At 63.0% G+C, this 16,905-nt stretch carries 22 protein-coding genes; 10 read left to right on the plus strand and 12 right to left on the minus strand.

What is annotated here, in order from left to right; all coding sequences use genetic code 11:
* Positions 1 to 32 precede the first annotated feature (32 nt).
* From hisF to coaA, 3 genes are all read left to right on the plus strand, one after another.
* Positions 33 to 830, plus strand: coding sequence for an imidazole glycerol phosphate synthase subunit HisF (hisF, locus tag KD146_RS16905; protein WP_212660001.1), 798 nt, complete (start codon positions 33 to 35; stop codon positions 828 to 830).
* Positions 831 to 943: 113 nt separating this feature from the next.
* Complete coding sequence (locus KD146_RS16910; RefSeq protein ID WP_212660002.1) at positions 944 to 1,276, plus strand: phosphoribosyl-ATP diphosphatase; 333 nt, start codon at positions 944 to 946, stop codon at positions 1,274 to 1,276.
* Complete coding sequence (coaA, locus tag KD146_RS16915; protein ID WP_212660003.1) at positions 1,276 to 2,226, plus strand: type I pantothenate kinase; 951 nt, start codon at positions 1,276 to 1,278, stop codon at positions 2,224 to 2,226. The genes KD146_RS16910 and coaA overlap by 1 nt, the downstream gene beginning before the upstream one ends.
* On the opposite strand, the gene KD146_RS16920 is transcribed toward coaA, so the two are convergent.
* A complete protein-coding gene (locus KD146_RS16920) occupies positions 2,223 to 2,573 on the minus strand; it encodes a VOC family protein (protein WP_212660004.1) in 351 nt (116 codons plus the stop codon). The two genes, coaA and KD146_RS16920, sit on opposite strands and share 4 nt — an antisense overlap.
* A gap of 126 nt (positions 2,574 to 2,699) precedes the next feature.
* On the opposite strand from KD146_RS16920, the gene dapB reads away from it, so the two are divergent.
* Positions 2,700 to 3,512 carry a 4-hydroxy-tetrahydrodipicolinate reductase gene (dapB, locus tag KD146_RS16925; RefSeq protein ID WP_212660005.1) on the plus strand — a complete coding sequence of 271 codons (813 nt, stop codon included), beginning with the start codon at positions 2,700 to 2,702 and terminating at the stop codon, positions 3,510 to 3,512.
* 15 nt (positions 3,513 to 3,527) lie between these two features.
* A complete protein-coding gene (locus KD146_RS16930) occupies positions 3,528 to 4,142 on the plus strand; it encodes a 2,3-bisphosphoglycerate-dependent phosphoglycerate mutase (RefSeq protein WP_212660006.1) in 615 nt (204 codons plus the stop codon).
* Between the two features lies 1 nt (position 4,143).
* Here the strand turns inward: KD146_RS16930 and KD146_RS16935 are convergent, their stop codons facing one another.
* From KD146_RS16935 to KD146_RS16945, 3 genes are all read right to left on the minus strand, one after another.
* Positions 4,144 to 5,178, minus strand: a complete 1,035-nt coding sequence (locus tag KD146_RS16935; RefSeq protein WP_212660007.1) for an AI-2E family transporter — start codon at positions 5,176 to 5,178, stop codon at positions 4,144 to 4,146.
* Positions 5,179 to 5,374: 196 nt separating this feature from the next.
* A complete protein-coding gene (locus KD146_RS16940; RefSeq protein WP_212660008.1) occupies positions 5,375 to 6,262 on the minus strand; it encodes a methylated-DNA--[protein]-cysteine S-methyltransferase in 888 nt (295 codons plus the stop codon).
* Positions 6,263 to 6,331: 69 nt separating this feature from the next.
* Positions 6,332 to 6,814, minus strand: coding sequence for a DUF2244 domain-containing protein (locus KD146_RS16945; protein WP_212660009.1), 483 nt, complete (start codon positions 6,812 to 6,814; stop codon positions 6,332 to 6,334).
* Positions 6,815 to 6,862: 48 nt separating this feature from the next.
* On the opposite strand from KD146_RS16945, the gene nth reads away from it, so the two are divergent.
* A complete protein-coding gene (nth, locus tag KD146_RS16950) occupies positions 6,863 to 7,555 on the plus strand; it encodes an endonuclease III (protein ID WP_212660010.1) in 693 nt (230 codons plus the stop codon).
* Here the strand turns inward: nth and KD146_RS16955 are convergent.
* Complete coding sequence (locus tag KD146_RS16955) at positions 7,552 to 8,004, minus strand: DUF2214 family protein (protein WP_212660011.1); 453 nt, start codon at positions 8,002 to 8,004, stop codon at positions 7,552 to 7,554. The two genes, nth and KD146_RS16955, sit on opposite strands and share 4 nt — an antisense overlap.
* A gap of 60 nt (positions 8,005 to 8,064) precedes the next feature.
* On the opposite strand from KD146_RS16955, the gene KD146_RS16960 reads away from it, so the two are divergent.
* Complete coding sequence (locus tag KD146_RS16960; protein ID WP_212660012.1) at positions 8,065 to 8,625, plus strand: TetR/AcrR family transcriptional regulator; 561 nt, start codon at positions 8,065 to 8,067, stop codon at positions 8,623 to 8,625.
* 71 nt (positions 8,626 to 8,696) lie between these two features.
* Entirely contained in the window at positions 8,697 to 9,704 is a 1,008-nt protein-coding gene (locus KD146_RS16965) for an adenosine kinase (RefSeq protein WP_212660013.1), read from the plus strand.
* A 380-nt stretch (positions 9,705 to 10,084) separates the two neighbouring features.
* On the opposite strand, the gene KD146_RS16970 is transcribed toward KD146_RS16965, so the two are convergent.
* Complete coding sequence (locus tag KD146_RS16970; RefSeq protein ID WP_212660092.1) at positions 10,085 to 10,852, minus strand: hydroxypyruvate isomerase family protein; 768 nt, start codon at positions 10,850 to 10,852, stop codon at positions 10,085 to 10,087.
* On the minus strand, positions 10,852 to 11,550 hold the full coding sequence (pyrF, locus tag KD146_RS16975) for an orotidine-5'-phosphate decarboxylase (protein ID WP_212660014.1): 699 nt from the start codon (positions 11,548 to 11,550) through the stop codon (positions 10,852 to 10,854). The genes KD146_RS16970 and pyrF overlap by 1 nt, the downstream gene beginning before the upstream one ends.
* A 131-nt stretch (positions 11,551 to 11,681) precedes the next feature.
* Between pyrF and KD146_RS16980 the strand changes: the two genes are divergently transcribed.
* Positions 11,682 to 11,900, plus strand: a complete 219-nt coding sequence (locus KD146_RS16980; RefSeq protein WP_212660015.1) for a hypothetical protein — start codon at positions 11,682 to 11,684, stop codon at positions 11,898 to 11,900.
* Here KD146_RS16980 and KD146_RS16985 read toward each other — a convergent pair.
* Positions 11,872 to 12,492 carry a histidine phosphatase family protein gene (locus tag KD146_RS16985; protein ID WP_212660016.1) on the minus strand — a complete coding sequence of 207 codons (621 nt, stop codon included), beginning with the start codon at positions 12,490 to 12,492 and terminating at the stop codon, positions 11,872 to 11,874. The two genes, KD146_RS16980 and KD146_RS16985, sit on opposite strands and share 29 nt — an antisense overlap.
* A 4-nt stretch (positions 12,493 to 12,496) precedes the next feature.
* On the minus strand, positions 12,497 to 13,042 hold the full coding sequence (locus tag KD146_RS16990; RefSeq protein WP_212660017.1) for an NADPH-dependent FMN reductase: 546 nt from the start codon (positions 13,040 to 13,042) through the stop codon (positions 12,497 to 12,499).
* Positions 13,043 to 13,156: 114 nt separating this feature from the next.
* On the opposite strand from KD146_RS16990, the gene KD146_RS16995 reads away from it, so the two are divergent.
* Positions 13,157 to 13,564, plus strand: coding sequence for a VOC family protein (locus KD146_RS16995; RefSeq protein ID WP_212660018.1), 408 nt, complete (start codon positions 13,157 to 13,159; stop codon positions 13,562 to 13,564).
* Between the two features lie 88 nt (positions 13,565 to 13,652).
* On the opposite strand, the gene dnaJ is transcribed toward KD146_RS16995, so the two are convergent.
* The 3 genes from dnaJ to KD146_RS17010 all read right to left on the minus strand — a co-directional run bounded on the left by dnaJ (position 13,653) and on the right by KD146_RS17010 (position 16,860).
* Positions 13,653 to 14,786, minus strand: coding sequence for a molecular chaperone DnaJ (dnaJ, locus tag KD146_RS17000; protein ID WP_212660019.1), 1,134 nt, complete (start codon positions 14,784 to 14,786; stop codon positions 13,653 to 13,655).
* Positions 14,787 to 15,017: 231 nt separating this feature from the next.
* The gene (locus KD146_RS17005; protein WP_212660020.1) at positions 15,018 to 16,073 is read right to left on the minus strand and encodes an alpha/beta hydrolase; all 1,056 of its coding nucleotides are present in this window, start codon (positions 16,071 to 16,073) and stop codon (positions 15,018 to 15,020) included.
* Positions 16,074 to 16,392: 319 nt separating this feature from the next.
* Positions 16,393 to 16,860: a hypothetical protein gene (locus KD146_RS17010; RefSeq protein WP_212660021.1), complete on the minus strand. Its 468-nt coding sequence runs from the start codon at positions 16,858 to 16,860 to the stop codon at positions 16,393 to 16,395.
* Between the last annotated feature and the right edge of the window lie 45 nt (positions 16,861 to 16,905).

Genomic DNA, 16,905 nt, shown 5'->3' on the forward strand with positions numbered 1-16,905 from the left:
CGAGGACGCGCAAATCAAAAAGGACGCGGCCGGTGACCCTCAAGACTCGCCTTATTCCCTGCCTCGATGTCATGGACGGCCGTGTCGTCAAGGGCGTCAACTTTGTCGATCTGCGCGATGCCGGTGACCCGGTCGAGGCGGCCATGGCCTATGACGCCGCGGGTGCTGACGAGCTGACCTTTCTCGACATCACCGCCACCCATGAGGGGCGCGACACCATTCTGGACGTTGTCGCCCGTACCGCCGAACACTGCTTCATGCCTCTCACTGTGGGCGGTGGGGTGCGTAGCATTGACGATATCCGCAAGCTGCTGCTGGCCGGGGCCGACAAGGTGGCTATCAATTCCGCCGCCGTGAACGATCCCGATTTCATCGCCCGCGCGGCCGACAAGTTCGGCAATCAGTGCATCGTGGTTTCGGTCGATGCCAAGCAGCGCCTGACCCAGGCCGTGGGCGGCGACAATGTTTCGGCCTGGGAAATCTTCACCCATGGTGGCCGCAAGCCGACCGGCGTCGACGCCGTCGAATTTGCCGCCCGCATGGTCGAGCGGGGCGCGGGCGAATTGCTGGTGACCTCGATGGATCGCGACGGCACCAAGTCCGGCTTTGATCTCGAGCTGACCCGCACCATTGCCGACACTGTGGCCGTGCCGGTGATCGCATCGGGGGGCGTGGGATCGCTGCAGGATCTGGTCGATGGTGTGGTTGATGGCCATGCCAGCGCCGTGCTGGCCGCCTCGATCTTCCATTTCGGCACCTTCACCATTCCCCAGGCCAAGCAATATCTGGCCGATCATGGCGTTGCCGTGCGCATGGACCGCCCGGCCTAAGCCACAGGTCGGAGATGACGCGGCCACCAAAGTTTGCTTTAAGCCAGTCCCAATAGCGGTGCTACCCCGGCTCAATACCGGGATGACATCGTCGATGAGGAGCCTTGCCTGCCATGACCCTGGACGATCTCGACGCCCGCCTCGCCCTGCGTGCAGCTGCCGCACCCGAGGACAGCTACACCGCCAAACTGCTCAGCCGCGGTATTGAAAAATGCGCGCAGAAGCTGGGTGAGGAAGCCACCGAAGCGGTGATCGCCGCGGTCACCGCCAACAAGCCCGAACTGGTCAAGGAGAGCGCCGACGTGCTCTATCACCTGCTCGTTGTACTGCGCGCTGCCGGGGTGCCGTTGGCGGATGTGATGGCCGAGCTTGATGCCCGCACGGCCCAGTCGGGCCTGGCCGAAAAGGCCGCCCGCCAATATCAACCCGGTCAGGATCAGGGCTGATGGCCAAGCGCAAGCCGGTCCTGGCGCCGTATCACCATTTCACCAAGGCGCAATGGGGGGCCCTGCGCGCCGACGAACCCATGACGCTGACCCGCGAAGACATTTCGCGTCTGCGCACACTGAGCGATCCGATCTCGCTTGAAGAGGCCGAAGAGACCTATCTGCCGCTGACGCGTCTGCTCTCATTCTATGTCGAGGCGATCCAGAACCTGCACTCGGTCTCGACCCGTTTTCTCGAAACCCGCGACCACAAGGTCCCCTTCATCATCGGTGTGGCCGGGTCGGTCGCGGTGGGCAAGTCGACCACCGCGCGTATCCTGCAGGCGCTCCTGCAGCGCTGGCCGGCCAGCCCCAAGGTGGATCTGGTCACCACGGACGGCTTCCTGCATCCCAATGCGGAGCTGGAAAAGCGCGGCATCATGGCGCGCAAGGGTTTTCCCGAAAGCTATGATCGCGCCCGCTTCGTGCAGTTTCTGGCCGATATCAAATCGGGCAAGACCAACGTCAAGGTGCCGGTCTATTCCCACATGGTCTACGACGTGGTGCCCGATAGCGAAGTCACCATCGAGCAGCCCGATATCCTGATCGTTGAGGGGCTCAACATCCTGCAGCCCGGCGAATTGCCCAAGAACGGCGCGCCGATCCTGTTCGCTTCGGACTTCATCGATTTCTCGATCTATATCGACGCCGAAGTCGATGATCTTGAGGCCTGGTTCATGGAGCGCTTCTTCCGCCTGCGCGAGACCGCCTTCAAGGACCCAACCTCGTTCTTCCGCCGCTTTGCCGAAATGAGCGAAGAAGAAGCTGGCGAATTTGGCCGCATGGTGTGGCGCACCATCAACCTGCCCAACCTGCTCGACAATGTGCTGCCCACGCGCGGCCGTGCCGATCTCATCCTCAAAAAGGGCAAGAGCCACCACATCGAGGACGTCAAGCTGCGCCGGGTCTAATAGGTCCCGTGCTGGGGCTGGCTGAAGATGATCTGATTGCCGTCGCTGTCGCGGAACTTGGCGGTCTTGAAGAAATCGCCCATCGATTTGGCGACCGGCTTGAGCCCCTGCAGGCTTAGCCGGCCCAGCTCCTCGGCCAGATCATCAACGATCAGCGTCAGCGTTGACGCCCCCGCCTTGTCGCTGTCCGCCAGGATCTGCACCCAGCCACCACCGGGCAGTTTCCACTCCGCAACATCGCTGATCGGCCGCGCATCTGGCGCCCGCCCAAACAGCCGTTCATAGAAATCGAGCGCCTCGGTGATGTCGTCCACCGCGATACCGGCCAGCGCGTTGGTGATAGTCAAATCAGCGTCCTTGGTTTTGTCCCAACCTCAACCTTACCATGTTGACGGTAATGCGGCAGGCCCGGGCACAGTGTTGGCCTTTTATCACAGCGCTGCTATAGCCCAGACCGAATTGGGAGACGACAGATGGCAGAACTCAAGGTCGTGGTCGCTGGCGCCGGTGGGCGCATGGGTGCGGCCAATATTCGCGCTGTCGCGGCGCAGGCCGGGCTGAGCCTGCATGCTGCCGTCGATCGTGTCGGCGCCGACGCCATTGGCCAGGATGCCGGGCTGTTCGCGGGCATTGCCGCACAGGGCGTCACCATTACCGATGATCTTGATGTCGCTCTGGTGGGCGCCGACATCATTATCGATTTTACCGCGCCCCAGGCCAGTGTGGCGCTGGCCGCCCGCGTGGCCGATCTCGGCCTGGTGCACATTATCGGCACTACTGGTTGTAGCGAAGCTGACGACGCGGCGATTGCCCAATCGGCCAAGGATGGCGCGCGCATCGTCAAGTCCGGCAATTTTTCTATGGGCATGGTGGTGCTGACCAATCTGGTCGAAAAGGCTGCCGCCGCCCTGGCTGACTACGATATCGACATTCTTGAAATGCACCACAACCGCAAGGTCGACGCACCATCGGGTACTGCCCTGATGCTCGGCGAAGCCGCCGCCAAGGGCCGCGATATTTCGCTCAAGGCCCATGCGGTGCGCGTCCGGGATGGCCATACCGGCCCGCGCGAAACCGGCACGATCGGTTTTGCCACCCTGCGCGGCGGTACGGTTGTGGGCGATCATTCGGTGATCCTGGCGGGTCCCGGCGAGCGGATCGAGCTGGGCCACCGCGCCGAGGACCGTTCGATCTTTGCCAATGGCGCTGCCCGCGCCGCCCTCTGGGCTGCCGATCAGCAGCCCGGGCTCTATTCCATGGTCGACGTGCTCGGCCTCAACGACTGAACAAGGATGATTTTGATGACCGGAACCCTGATCCTCGTCCGCCACGGCCAGAGCGAGTGGAACCTGAAAAACCTCTTCACCGGCTGGCGCAATCCGGACCTGACCGAAAAGGGTGTTGAAGAAGCCCGCGAGACCGGCAAGGCGCTCAAGGCCAAGGGCATCGTACCGGACTATTACTACACCTCGGCCCTGCGTCGCGCCCAGCACACGCTGGACCTGATGCTTGAGGAAATGGGCATCGACAATGTCACCATCACCCGCAATATCGCGCTCAATGAGCGTGACTATGGTGATCTGGCGGGTCTGAACAAGGACGACGCCCGCGTCAAATGGGGTGAGGAGCAGGTCCATATCTGGCGCCGCAGCTACGACGTTCCCCCGCCCGGCGGCGAGAGCCTGAAGGACACGGCCGACCGCACCCTGCCCTATTACGAGACCGAATTGCTGCCGCTGCTCAAGGCCGGCAAGACCGTGCTGGTCGCCGCTCACGGCAATTCGCTGCGCGCCCTGGTCAAGTACATTGAAGACCTGACGCCCGAGCAGATTCTGGCCCGCGAAATCGGCACCGGTCAGCCAACGGTTTATGAGATCAGCACCGACGGTAAGCTCGAGCGCCGCGTCGAGCTTTAGCTCAATCATCTTCCAGCGGCGGGCCGGCACCGGCCCGCTGCGGTTCGACATAGAGCGACAGCGTCAGCGAGCGAATGACGGCGAACAACGGTGTGGCCAGCGCCACACCCGGCAGCCCGAACAGGGCCCCCATCACCAGCATCATGCACAGCGACCACGCCGGCGGCAGCGAAATGATCCGCGCCTGCAGCATGGGCGTGAGCACATAGCCTTCCAGATTCTGGATCAGCAAAAGCCCCCCAACGCCGATGATCAGCGTGGTCATGTCCTGCGTCGCCAGTGTCATCAGCACCGGCACGGCGGAAAACAGCGGCCCCAGAAACGGCACGAAGTTCAACAGCCCGGCTAGTACGCCCAGCAAAATCGCATTGGGCACGCCCAGTGCCAGCAGCAGCCCCCCCATCAGCGTGCCAACCACCATCATGGTCACCATCTGCGTGACCAGCCAGCCGCGCAGCGTATGGCCGGTGCCATCCATGGCCCGGCGGGCTTCCTCGCGCGCCGAAGCAGGCACCATGCGCAACAGCCCGTCGCGATAACGCCCCGGCGCCAGGGCAAAGAAAATGCCCAGAAATACGATCACCACGGCATTGCTCACCAGTCCCATCGTGCTGCCGAACAGGAACTGGGCGCTGGAGAACACCCCGGCAGAACTGGGCATGAAATCGGCCAGCATGGCGCCCGGGTCATCGGGCAGCAGATCGCTGCCGGATCCAAATGAGGCCAGTTGCTGATAGATTTCTCCCGCTTGCAGCCTGAGCATCTGCACCAGCTCATCCACCGAGCGCCACAGCCCCATGCCGCCAAAGGACAGCCCCGTGGCTGTCAGCCCGACAATGGCGAGGCTGACCACGATCACCAGCGGTGCCTGTGGCAGGGGCACGACCCGGCGTATGCCGCGCACGATGGCGTCAAGCAGCGCCGCCACCAGCAGGCCGGCAAAAATGGTCAGTAGCGGTCCGGCGAGCAGCCACACCATGGCCAATCCAACCGTGGCCGCCACGCCGATGAGAACCGCGCGGACGGGTTCGGACATGGTGCCTCCAGGGTTTGTCAAAGGACCAAGCCCCCAGCGCCGCCGAAGTTCCGCTCAAAGCTACCGATTCACGTGAAACGTCGAACTATCCCGCAGGGCAAATCGCGCCAGTGGCGCGATTTGAGGCGAGAAGGCGATTGAGAGCAAAGCACGAATGGCCGGGCCGTTGATGCCTGAACCAGAGGATTTTTAGCTATCAGGCCTGGCGTGTCGCCGAGATCACCCCGGCTTCCCAGCCCAGAATGGCGCGCTTGCGGGGCACACCCCAGTGATAGCCGGTCAGTGCCCCCGATGTGCCCACCACGCGGTGGCACGGCACCACAAAGCTGATCGGGTTCTTGCCCACCGCCGCGCCAACGGCACGCGAGGCGGTGGGGCGGCCGATATGATTGGCCACGGCCGAATAGGTGGTCGCCTTGCCCACGGGGATCTTGAGCAGTGTCTCCCACACCTGGACTTCAAAATCGGTGCCGATCAGCACCACCCGCACGGGCCGGTCCGCCGCCCAGTGGTTGGGATCAAAAGCCTGCGCCACCATGGGCGCAACGCGGGCATCATCCCGGGCGAAGCGGGCATTGGGCCAGCGATTGGCCAGATCCTCAAACGCCTGCTCGATCGATGTCTCTTCATCGGCAAAGCCCAGCCCGCTCATGCCGTAATCGGTCGCCGTCACCACCGCCGTGCCAAAGGGCGAGGGTGCCGCGCCCCACATCATGTCCAGTCCGGCGCCACCGGCCCGGAACACGCCGGGCGGCATCGCCTCATAGGTCACAAACAGATCATGCAGCCGCGAGGTCGAACTCAGTCCCACCTCATAGGTGGTGTCGAGCACGCTTTCCTGCGCGCGCAGCAGACCCTTGGCATGATCCAGCGCCACGGCCTGGGCAAAGCTCTTGGGCGACAGACCACACCAGCGCCGGAAAAGATCAGTCAATTGCCGCTCGCTCAGCCCCAGCGCGCGACCGAAACCGGGCAGGTCTGCCACATCGGGTCCGTTCTCGCTGAGATAGCGAATGGCCGCCCTGATGGTGTCGTAATCATTGGCCGGACTGATCTGTGCCGCCTGGTTCATCGCCACGCTCATTGCTGATTGCTGTCGTGATCAAGGCTGTAGAACCCATCGGGTCCCGAAGCGACCCGGTTTTGCCCGAACCTAGTTGCGTGCCCGGCGCAACGCCGTCCCCAGCGCCTTGGCAAAGCTCGATTTGTCTTCGGTGCTCAGGAATGCGCCCAGCTCGAACACATCCTTGCCATCGCGCAGGCAGACCGCATTGGTCTTTTCGTGCTCGTCGCGGGTCAGCACCAGCCGGATGCTCACCGGATCAAACCGGCGCAGCATGCTTTGGCCAGCACTGTCCACGCTGAGCCACTCGATCTGGTCGGACCATACCGTGACGCGCTCGCTGCGCTTGCTGCGGCGCAGCGCTACATGGAGCGCACCGATGATGGCCGCGCCGGTCAGCCCCATCAATGCAGTGACCGGAAAGGCGCCCATCGACATGAACAACAGGCCGGGCATGGCGAACAGCGCGGCGGTCAGGCCGAACAACACCCAGGCGCCGCGCGCGCTCAGCGAGCGGTTGGGCGTCAGTTCTGCCGCAAACAGCGGCGTTGTGGTTGTGGCTTGCATTGGCATGGCGTTCTCTTGTGGCCTAACTATAGGCCCAGAATCAGAGGCGAGAGAATGGCTGCCAGCAAAAAAGTGAAGAGCCTGCCCAGGGCGGACATCGAAGCCATCTTTGCGCGCTTCCACCAAATTGAGCCCGAACCCAAGGGGGAGCTGGACTATTCCAATGCCTTTACCCTGCTGGTGGCGGTGGTGCTGTCGGCACAGGCCACCGATGTGGGGGTCAACAAGGCAACCAAGTCATTGTTTGCACTGGCCCCTGATCCCGCCGCCATGGTGGCGCTGGGCCAGGAACAGATCGAGCAGCATGTGCGCACCATTGGCCTGTTCCGCACCAAGGCCAAGAACGTGTTCCTGCTCAGTCAGCAATTGCTTGACCTGCACGGTGGCGAAGTGCCGCAGACCCGCGAAGCGCTCGAAGCCCTGCCTGGCGTCGGTCGCAAGACCGCAAATGTGGTGCTCAATATCTTTTTCAAGCAGCCCGCCATCGCGGTGGACACCCATTTGTTCCGGGTTTCCAACCGCACCGGCATGGCGCCGGCCAACACACCCCTGGCGGTCGAGCAGATCCTGCTCAAGGTCATCCCCGCGCAATATATGCTGCATGCCCATCACTGGCTGATCCTGCACGGGCGCTATATCTGCAAGGCGCGCAAGCCTGAATGCTGGCGCTGCCCGATTGCCCAGTGGTGTCGCTTTACCCCCAAGACGCCCATGCCCAGCGTTCCGGCCAAGGCCCATCAGGGCTAGATGCCGTAGCCCCGCGCCATGGCAGCAGCAAACAGCGGGATCAGCGCCAGCCCGATTATCTGCAGATGGATGAAGCGGCGGCTGCGCGCGATCTGGGCATCGGGCACGACAAAGCCCGGATCATCCCGCAGCGCCCGGCTCCAGCGCACCAGAGAAACGGTGGGCTGGATCGAGAGCAGGCCCACAATCACGAACAGCCCCATCTTGCCCCAGAAAATGTGGTTGGCCAGATAATAGCCCGCCCCGCTCTGGCCAAACAGCACGCGCCCCACGCCCACGGCGATCAGCAACATTGCCGCGCCGCCATAGGCCCGGTCGATCCGTGCCAGCTGTCTCAGTCGCATGCCTTCCAGACCTGGCCGCAACAGCGCGAATTCGGCAGCGACAATCCCCACCACCACGAACACCGCCAGATGATGGGCGACGGCCAGAACCAGATCGATATCCATTTGCGGGGCTCCAGCACCTTATGTTATCACTGCTCACATATATGAATGGCCATGTAAACAATGTCAACATCTGCCAATGCGCCTTACCATCACGGCGATCTGCGCCGCGCCCTGCTCGATGCAGCACTGATCATTCTCGAACGTGACGGCGAGGCGGGGCTGGGTCTGCGCGATCTGGCGCGGGCGGTGGGGGTGTCGCCTGCGGCGCCCTATCGCCATTTCGATAGCCGCGCCGCCCTGCTCGAAGCGCTGGCCGTCACCGGCTATCAGCGCTTCACCACCGCCATGAACGAGGTCGCGGCCAGCAACCCACCCGATATTCTCTCGGCCATGGGCAAGACCTATGTGCTGTTCGCGCTGAACAATACAGCGCTGTTCCGGCTGATGTTTTCGCCCCAGCTCAAGCGCGATAACCGCCCCGGTCTGCGCATGGCCGCCAATGCCGCCTTTGACACGCTCCGCCAGGTCAGCGGCGGCGATAATCCCGGCGGGCGGATCGCCGCGCTGGCCGCCTGGGCCCGGGTGCATGGTCTGGCCGTCCTGCTGCTTGATGGACAGATCGCCATCCAGGCCGGCGAGGATATCGAGGCCCTGATCACCGAAATCATCGAGAAGCGCTGAGCCGCTGGACGTTGCGCCCGGCCAAACCTTGCTCTAAACGGTCATCCGGCCCCCTCAACCCGGATCCGTTCATGACCCAGACGCGCTTCGACGTTCTCACCATCGGCAATGCCATCGTCGATATCATTGCACCGGTGGAACCAGGCTTCATCGAACGCGAGGGCATGAAAGAGGGGATCATGCACCTGATCGATACCGATCGGGCCGAAGATCTCTACGCCAAGATGCCCCAGGGCCGTCAGCAGATTTCCGGCGGCAGCGCCGCCAATACCGCAGCCGGCATTGCCTCGCTGGGTGGTCGCGCCGCCTTTGTCGGCAAGGTTGCCGATGATCCGCTCGGCGATGTGTTCGAGGCCGATCTGAACGATATTGGCGTGTTCTACAATACCAGCCGCCTCAAGAATGGCGCGCTGACCGCCCGCTCGATGATCTTTCTGAGCGAAGATGGCGAGCGCACCATGAACACCTATCTGGGCGCCTGCCACCAGCTGACCGAAGCCGATATCAACGAAAACGAGATCGGCGGCGCAGCCATTACCTTCATGGAAGGTTTCCTGTGGGATCCCCAGGAGGCCAAGAAGGCCTTCGTGCTGGCCGCCCACTATGCCCACAAGAACGAGCGCGCCGCGGCCCTGACCCTGTCTGATCCGTTCTGCGTTGATCGTTTCCGTGCCGAATTCCTCGACCTGATCCGCTCCAAGACCATCGACTACGTCTTTGCCAATGTGCACGAGCTCAAATCGCTCTATCAGACCGATGATCTGGGCGAAGCCGTGCGCGAAATTGCCAAGGATGCCGAAGTCGCGGCCATTACCATGGGGGCTGATGGCGCCATGGCCATCCACAATGGCGAAGTGACCTCGGTCCCTGCCTTCCCCATCGACAAGGTGGTCGACGCCACCGGCGCGGGCGATCTGTTCGCCTCGGGCTTCCTGCTCGGTCTGGCCCGCAATCAGACCATGGAAGAAGCCCTCAAGACCGGCTGTCTGTCGGCCCATGAAGTGATCAGCCATATCGGCGCAAGGCCACAGGTCGACCTGACCACCCTGCTCAGCCAGCACGGCCTGGCCGCCAGCTAGGCGTTCTCTGCCGCTAGTCGAGCCCCCACTTGGAGTTGATGGCCTTCATGATCCGCTCAAACCGGGCTTCGCTCCACCCGGCTGAGAGCATGACGAAGAATGCGATTGCAGCCAGTGCTGTCGGCACACTGCTTTACGCCGCGGAATAAACAACCGCAGCGGCAACCAGCGCAGATAGAAAACGCATAAAGTCCATTCCCATTCTCCCAAACATCAGATTCTGGAGCCTCGCCTTGGGCTTTAGGAAACAACAAGATGTATCGTCCCCGGCATGCCGCTGCTGAGAAGTAGTTAACGCTACCGGCATGGAGCAAATAGGGCGTTGAACATCTCTGGGAGTCGAAGCCCTTCCCGCTAGAACACGATCTTTGACGGCGGACCTACCCCAGACTCCTCCGCATCATTTCCAGCGCGTCTGCTGTCGTTCCCGTCGGCCGGAACTCCAGACCCACGGCGCCCGCATAGCCTTGTGTGTCCAGCCAGCTCAGCTTCTGTCGGAGCGGCAAATGCCCGCTGCCGGGCTGGTTGCGGCCGGGATGGTCGGCGATGTGGACGTGAAAGATGCGGTTCAATCGGCCGGCCAGCACGCTCTCGGGGTCCTCGTCCATCACCATGGAATGATACATGTCATAGGTCAGCCCGATCTCGGGGCGGTTGACGGCGTCGACAATGTCGAGCGCTTCGGCGGTGCTGGTCAGGTAATAGCCGGGATGATCGACGCGATCATTGAGTGGCTCCAGCGCCAGCCGCACGCCCGAGCCAGTCAGCACATCGGCCGAGCGGGCCATGGCCCGGGTCAGCGCCGCATGCTGGCGGGCGCGCTCGACGCCCTCAAGCAACGGCCCCGACTGGCAGATCAGGATCGGCGCACCCAGACGCACCGCCACATCGCGGCTGTTTTCGAGGCCGGCAAGAAAGCGGTCATGGTCGCTGTCGCGCGTCAGCTCGGCAAACGGTTCGGCGACAATGCCGGCCAGCGTGATGCCGGTCTGCTGCAGCGCCCGCTCCACCGCATCGAGATCCTTGTTCGACCACAGCCAGAATTCGACCTGTTCGAACCCCGCTGCCTTGGCCAGTTCAATGCGCTGGCAAAAATCATCGGTCTCGGGGACGAACAGCATGTCGATGCAGGCAGAGAATTTGCGCATCATGCCAGCCGCGTGCCGGTATTCATTTCCGCCAGAATGGCTTTGGCCGCAGCAGCGGGATCGGCCGCTTCAATGATGGGCCGCGCCACCACCAGATGGGTAGCCCCGGCGCTGAGCGCCTGCGCCGGGGTCATCACCCGTTTCTGATCACCAGCCGCGCTGCCGGCCGGCCGGATGCCCGGGGTGACGATGGAGAGATTTGGGCCAACAATGTCGCGTACCATGGCCGCTTCATGCGCCGAGGCGACCAGCCCGCCAATGCCGGCATCGCGCGCCTGCTGCGCCCGCAGCGCCACCAGTCCTGCCGTGTCGCGGGCAAAACCGGCTTCCTTGAGATCGCTATCGTCCATCGAGGTCAGCACCGAAACGCCCAGAATGGACAGATCCGAGCCTGCCGCACCCTTGACCGCGGCGCGCATGCATTGGGGATAGGCGTGCACGGTCAGCATGGTGGCCCCGGTCTCGGCAATCGCGGCCACGCCCTTTTCGACCGTATTGTCGATATCGAGCAGCTTGAGGTCAAAGAACACCTTCTTGCCTGCCGCCAGCAGCGCCTTGCCCAGCGCGAAGCCATCGGCGCCGTAAAAGCACTGATAGCCAATCTTGTAGAAGTCGACGCTGTCACCCAGCAGCGCCACGATTTCCTCGGCGCGTGCGCGTGACGACACATCCAGTCCAACGATCAATTGGCCAGCCATGCTCTTCCCTCCGATGTGTATGTTGGCTCAGCACCTAGAGGATTTGCACCCACGCCGCAAGCTGCCGGGCGCGATTGCCGATGGCGGGTCGGCGTGCTTAGTCTTGGCGATGCCAAGGAGGGCAATGGTCAATGTCCACGCTCGTCGTCACCCATCTCAACCACGATCTGCAGAACCGCAGATCCTATCTGAATTTCGTCTGGTCCGATGATCCGGCCAAGCGGCTGGGGCTCGAAGTGCCCTATGGCACCACGCTTGATGATGCCGAGCGCGCGGCCAATATCGCAGTTCAGTCCCTGTCCGATGAACTGGTGGCGGCCACTATCGAGCTGCCGCAACAGAAGGGCTGAACCAGCCGGGTGCGAAATCTTCCATCGCCACCCATTCGGCCGCAAGCTTTGCCGGTTCGAGATCGAACGCGAAGCAATTGCCGCCGCCGGGATGCGCATGCCGGCTCTGATCCTCGGCGCGGGCAATGGCGCGGCCGCTCACATGGCACTTGAGCAAGGTGCCCACCCCGCCATGGCCGCAAAACACCACCGGGCGGTCCGCGCCGGTTTCGGCCAGCGCCCGGGCCACCGCCGCCACGATGCGCATCTGAGCGTCGATGGCGCGTTCCCAGCCCTGGGCACTGGTTGCCGGTTCGCCAAAGAACCGGTCAGCCATGGTCTCGAATTCTGCGCTGGGCAGAAAGCCGGTGGCGCTGCGATCATTCTCGCCCAGGGAAGGATCGATGCGGATATCGCGGTCGGGCGACAACAGCGTGGCCAGTTCGATCGCCTTGCGCTCATCGCTGGCAAAGATCGCCGCCCCTGTCGGTACGATATCGCGATCGGCAAAAGCCTGGGCCCGCGCGCGCCCCTGTGGGCTCAACCCCCATTGCGGCACCGGCACGCTGGCGTCGATCAGCACTTGCGGATGGGTGACATAGAGCGCGCGCACTGCGCTAGCCCCGGCTAAAATGGGTCAGTTCGTGCACCATCTGATCGACCTTGCGCACAATGGCGGGTTCGACAAAGTTCTGCTGGGCGTCGAACGCTTCTTCGGCGGGCCCGATGCCCAGCAGGGTTGGCACCACCAGCGCTCCCACCTTGGTCAGCGATTCGCGCAGATGGCTCAGCGACCAGATTGTGCCGTACTTGCCCGAGCTCACCCCGCCAATGCCGAACACCGCATGGCGAAACGGGCTCGGCCGCTGGCGGCTGACCCAGGTGATGGCATTGACCAGCAGTGGCGGCAGCCCGCCATTATATTCTGGCGTGGCAATGAAAACGATGTCGTGGCTGCGCCATAGCTCGGCCAGGGCCACCGCACCCTGCGGAACGGCATCGGCTTCCAGATCCTCATTGAAGATGGGCAGATTGAAATCACCCAGATTGATGGCGTTCACGCTCACGCCCGTCGCCTCGAGCTGGCGTCCCATATGGGCCTGCAATTTCAGGTTGTGCGAGCCTTGGCGGATCGATCCGGACAGGGTCAGGGCAGTGGTCATGTCATCTCCAACTCAATTGATGTCGAAAGTGACGTGGCTGGTCCGTCGTGGCAAGGGCGTTGCCCCCGATCGGGCAATGTCCTAGCCATATCAATCCATCAGGGAGTATTGCCCATGTCTGCAATGATCTTCGTCAACCTGCCGGTCACCGATCTGGACGCTGCCATGGCCTATTACAAGGCCATCGGCTTTGATCACAATCCGCAATTTACCGATGAGACAGCGGCCTGCATCGTCATCAGCGACACCATTTTTGTCATGCTGCTCACCCATGACAAGTTCAAGCAGTTCTCGCCCCTGCCCATTCCCGATCCAAAGGCCCAGACCCAGGCCCTCTATGCGCTCTCGCGCGATAGCCGCGCGGCGGTGGATGCCATAGCCGAGGCCGGTCTCAAGGCCGGGGGCAGCGAAATACGGCCGGCCCAGGATATGGGCTTTATGTATTCACGCGCCATTGCCGATCTGGATGGCCATGTGTGGGAACATATGTGGATGGATATGGCGCAAATGCCCCAGGACTAGGCGCCGCTGGTGATTGCGCTGCCGCGTGCGCGGCATTGATACCATGCGGGGTTACCCCGCATGGCGCTGATTGAATACGCGATGCGCCTTAGGCGTCGAACATCTTCTTGAGCTTGTCGAAGAACCCGCCCGAGGTCGGGCTGGTGGCCTCGGTTTCGAGCTGGGCGAACTCTTCGAGAAGTTCGCGCTGCTTGCGGCTGAGCGCTTGTGGCGTCTCGATATCGAGCTGCACATACATGTCGCCGACATCCTTGCTGCGCAGCACCGGCATGCCCTTGCCCTTGAGCCGGACACGCTGGCCGGGCTGGGTACCGGCCGACACCTTCACCTTGGCCCTCGCATTGTCCAGCGTTGGCACTTCGAACTCGCCGCCCAGTGCGGCGGTGGTCATGGCAATGGGAACCCGGGCGAACAGATCGGCGCCATCGCGCTGGAACAGCTCATGGGGCCGGATCGAGATAAAGATATACAGGTCCCCCGGCGGGCCCCCGCGCAGCCCCGCTTCGCCTTCATTGGCCAGCCGGATGCGCGTGCCGTCTTCAATCCCCTTGGGAATATCAACGCTGAGCGTACGGTTTTCCTGACGACGGCCCTGACCACCACAATCGGTGCAGGGCTGGTCCATCATCTGGCCGCGGCCCTGACAGACCGGGCAGGTCCGCTCAATGGTGAAAAAGCCCTGGGCGGCGCGCACCTTGCCATGGCCATTACACTGCCGGCAGGTATGGGTGCCCGTGCCAGGCTTGGCACCCGAGCCGTCGCAGGTATCGCAGCCCACCAAGGTTGGCACGTCGATCTCGACGGTGCGGCCTTCAAAGCTCTCTTCGAGGCTGATTTCAAGATTGTAGCGCAGATCGCTGCCACGCAGCTTGGCCGCGCCGCCACCGCCCCGACGGCCGCCGCCGCCCATGAAGTCGCCAAAGATATCGTCAAAGATATCGGACATGGACGAGTTGAAGTCAGGCCCGAAACCGCTCGGACCGCGACCACCGCCATTCTCGAACGCCGCGTGGCCAAACCGGTCATAGGCGGCCCGCTTCTGGCCGTCCTTGAGCGTGTCATAGGCCTCGTTGATTTCCTTGAACTTGGCCTCGGCCTCATCATTGCCCGGATTCCGGTCAGGGTGATGCGCCATGGCCAGCTTGCGGTAGGCGCTCTTGAGCGCAGCGTCATCGGCGCCCTTTTCGACACCGAGCACGTCGTAGAAATCCCGTTTGGACAAGAAGCACGTCTCCAATGCGTTGCCGGTCGCGACAGGCGCGCCCGATCAAGATCTAAGCCCCTAGATGGCAATCGACCCCACGGCCCGCAAGGGGTCTGGGGCCGCTAGAGCGTTTTGAGCAAAAGTTGGTGCACTTTTGTCGGCCAAAACGCCCTTCTGCTCTCAGGGCAACCAATTACCCGCTCATGTAGCAAGAGCGGGCGCAGGCTTCAACATGGGTGATTCGATTGGCTAGCGGCGCAGCGCGGCCGCAAATGTCTTGCTCAACCCGTCCGCGACATCGGCCTGGGCAAACAGCGCCTTGGTGACGATCCCGCCCATGCCGAAAAATCCCTGCGTGACCCCGTCATAGCGCAGCATGGTGACCGCCACACCGGCCGCGCTCAATGCGCTGGCCAGTGCTTCGCCTTCCGAGCGCAGCGGATCAATCCCCGCCAGCACGATCAGGCTCGGTGGCAGTCCGGCCAGATCATCGCGGCCTACCAATTGCAGCGCGGGCACGGTTTCGGGCATGCCTTCGGGAAACAGCTGCTTGAAGCGCCAGCGCATGGCGGGTAGCCCGATCGGGCGCGTGCGCAGGGCTTCATCATAGGACGGTGTGCCCATATCCGTGTCGGCAATGGGATGGATCAGCACTTGCTGTACCGGCCGCAGCCCCCGCGTTTCACGTGCCTTGAGCGCCACATGCATGGCCAGATTGGCGCCTGCATCTTCGCCGGCCACCGCAATGCGGCGCGGATCGCCGCCCAGCCGATGGGCCTGACCACTCAGCCAGCCCCATGCCGCCCAGGCATCATCATGGGCCGCGGGAAAACCATGCTCGGGCGCCAGCCGGTAATCGAGCGAAAGCACAATGGCGCCCGCCCGCCAGGCAAAGGCGCGGGCCGAGGCGTCGTGACTGTCCAGATCGCCGGTAACAAAACCACCGCCGTGAAAATACAGCACCATCGGATTGAGCCGCTCCGCCAGCCCGGCGGGACGATAAAGCCGCGCCGCAAGGCTGCCATCGCCGCCGGGAATGCTCAGCGCCTCGTCCGCCACCTGATCATCACTGAGCGTGCCGCCCCCCTGCGCCATCAGCGCGGCGATCGCATCGACGGCCCTGGGCTGGCTGCGGGCCGCATCGGGGCTCAACTGCTCAAGCGGACGCGCACCCAGTTGTCCCAGCATGTCGATCACCAGCTTCATATCGGTATCAAGCCCGATGGCAGGGTCTTGCCCGATCAGTTCGGCAATCCGGCCAATTGAGTCGGCGGCTGCGTCGGGATCGGGGCGGGGATCGGTCATGATGGCGCTGCCCTGTCAGTTTTCAAGCGTCCCTTGGACCGGCTGAACCGGTCCGCAATTGGGCTCAATCAAGGATATTTTGCGGCAACCCTGTCGTCCGCCGACAGCGGCATACCCGCTAGGCGCCGGTTTCTGGCCTGATTCACGTGAAACCAGCAAGCCTTCACCACAACGAAAAACCGCGCCAGTGGCGCGTGTGGTGTCGGTTCGGGGGGATTGCAGCATGGGGATTGAAGGTGGCGGCCGCTGATGCGGCGCATATCGGTGGCGCTGCCCGAAGGGGCATGGTCGGGGGCACGCAGGCCCCCGCGGCGCAGTCTTAGCCGGTTACGTCGGCGACATTGACGCCCTTGTCCATCAGCTTCTTGCGCGCGGCATTGACCGCATCGACGCTGAATTCGTCTTCATGGCGCATCACGATGGCTTCGCTGGTCAGGTCACCGCGACCATGGGCCACCAGTTTCTCGAAGCCGTCGCTGACGCCTTCTTCCATCATCTGATCGCTCAGCACCTTGTTGGCGCCGACGCGCTTGTGCTTGGCGCGCACCTTGACCAGCCGGGTCACCCGGCCATTGTCGGCGGTGCGGAACTCTTCGGCAGCCGCCAGGCTGGTCCAGAAGGCCCGTTCGACCTCGTCGCCAGCGGTGTCTTGGGCAACGCCCACCAGCTCGGCAATGCGCATCTGGCAGTCAAAGGCCAGGTCGTCATAGCCAAGCCGGACAGCGTTCGCCATCAGCTTGCGCAGTTTGTCGGGGTCGGTGAATGTTTTGGGGTCTGGAATGTTCATGGATCACCATACCCAGTTCCCGTTCAAACAAAAAGAGGCCCGGCA

It is taken from the genome of Devosia litorisediminis, from assembly GCF_018334155.1.
In the GTDB taxonomy this organism is placed as follows: Bacteria; Pseudomonadota; Alphaproteobacteria; order Rhizobiales; family Devosiaceae; genus Devosia; species Devosia litorisediminis.

Excerpts from the sequence above, each read along its gene's own strand:
- KD146_RS16910 (WP_212660002.1), top strand. The coding sequence starts at position 944 with ATGACCCTGGACGATCTCGACGCCCGCCTCGCCCTGCGTGCAGCTGCC.
- coaA (WP_212660003.1), top strand. The coding sequence starts at position 1,276 with ATGGCCAAGCGCAAGCCGGTCCTGGCGCCGTATCACCATTTCACCAAG.
- dapB (WP_212660005.1), top strand. The coding sequence starts at position 2,700 with ATGGCAGAACTCAAGGTCGTGGTCGCTGGCGCCGGTGGGCGCATGGGT.
- KD146_RS16930 (WP_212660006.1), top strand. The coding sequence starts at position 3,528 with ATGACCGGAACCCTGATCCTCGTCCGCCACGGCCAGAGCGAGTGGAAC.
- KD146_RS16935 (WP_212660007.1), bottom strand. The coding sequence starts at position 5,178 with ATGTCCGAACCCGTCCGCGCGGTTCTCATCGGCGTGGCGGCCACGGTT.
- KD146_RS16940 (WP_212660008.1), bottom strand. The coding sequence starts at position 6,262 with ATGAGCGTGGCGATGAACCAGGCGGCACAGATCAGTCCGGCCAATGAT.
- KD146_RS16945 (WP_212660009.1), bottom strand. The coding sequence starts at position 6,814 with ATGCCAATGCAAGCCACAACCACAACGCCGCTGTTTGCGGCAGAACTG.
- nth (WP_212660010.1), top strand. The coding sequence starts at position 6,863 with ATGGCTGCCAGCAAAAAAGTGAAGAGCCTGCCCAGGGCGGACATCGAA.
- KD146_RS16955 (WP_212660011.1), bottom strand. The coding sequence starts at position 8,004 with ATGGATATCGATCTGGTTCTGGCCGTCGCCCATCATCTGGCGGTGTTC.
- KD146_RS16960 (WP_212660012.1), top strand. The coding sequence starts at position 8,065 with ATGTCAACATCTGCCAATGCGCCTTACCATCACGGCGATCTGCGCCGC.
- KD146_RS16965 (WP_212660013.1), top strand. The coding sequence starts at position 8,697 with ATGACCCAGACGCGCTTCGACGTTCTCACCATCGGCAATGCCATCGTC.
- KD146_RS16970 (WP_212660092.1), bottom strand. The coding sequence starts at position 10,852 with ATGCGCAAATTCTCTGCCTGCATCGACATGCTGTTCGTCCCCGAGACC.
- pyrF (WP_212660014.1), bottom strand. The coding sequence starts at position 11,550 with ATGGCTGGCCAATTGATCGTTGGACTGGATGTGTCGTCACGCGCACGC.
- KD146_RS16980 (WP_212660015.1), top strand. The coding sequence starts at position 11,682 with ATGTCCACGCTCGTCGTCACCCATCTCAACCACGATCTGCAGAACCGC.
- KD146_RS16990 (WP_212660017.1), bottom strand. The coding sequence starts at position 13,042 with ATGACCACTGCCCTGACCCTGTCCGGATCGATCCGCCAAGGCTCGCAC.
- KD146_RS16995 (WP_212660018.1), top strand. The coding sequence starts at position 13,157 with ATGTCTGCAATGATCTTCGTCAACCTGCCGGTCACCGATCTGGACGCT.
- KD146_RS17005 (WP_212660020.1), bottom strand. The coding sequence starts at position 16,073 with ATGACCGATCCCCGCCCCGATCCCGACGCAGCCGCCGACTCAATTGGC.
- KD146_RS17010 (WP_212660021.1), bottom strand. The coding sequence starts at position 16,860 with ATGAACATTCCAGACCCCAAAACATTCACCGACCCCGACAAACTGCGC.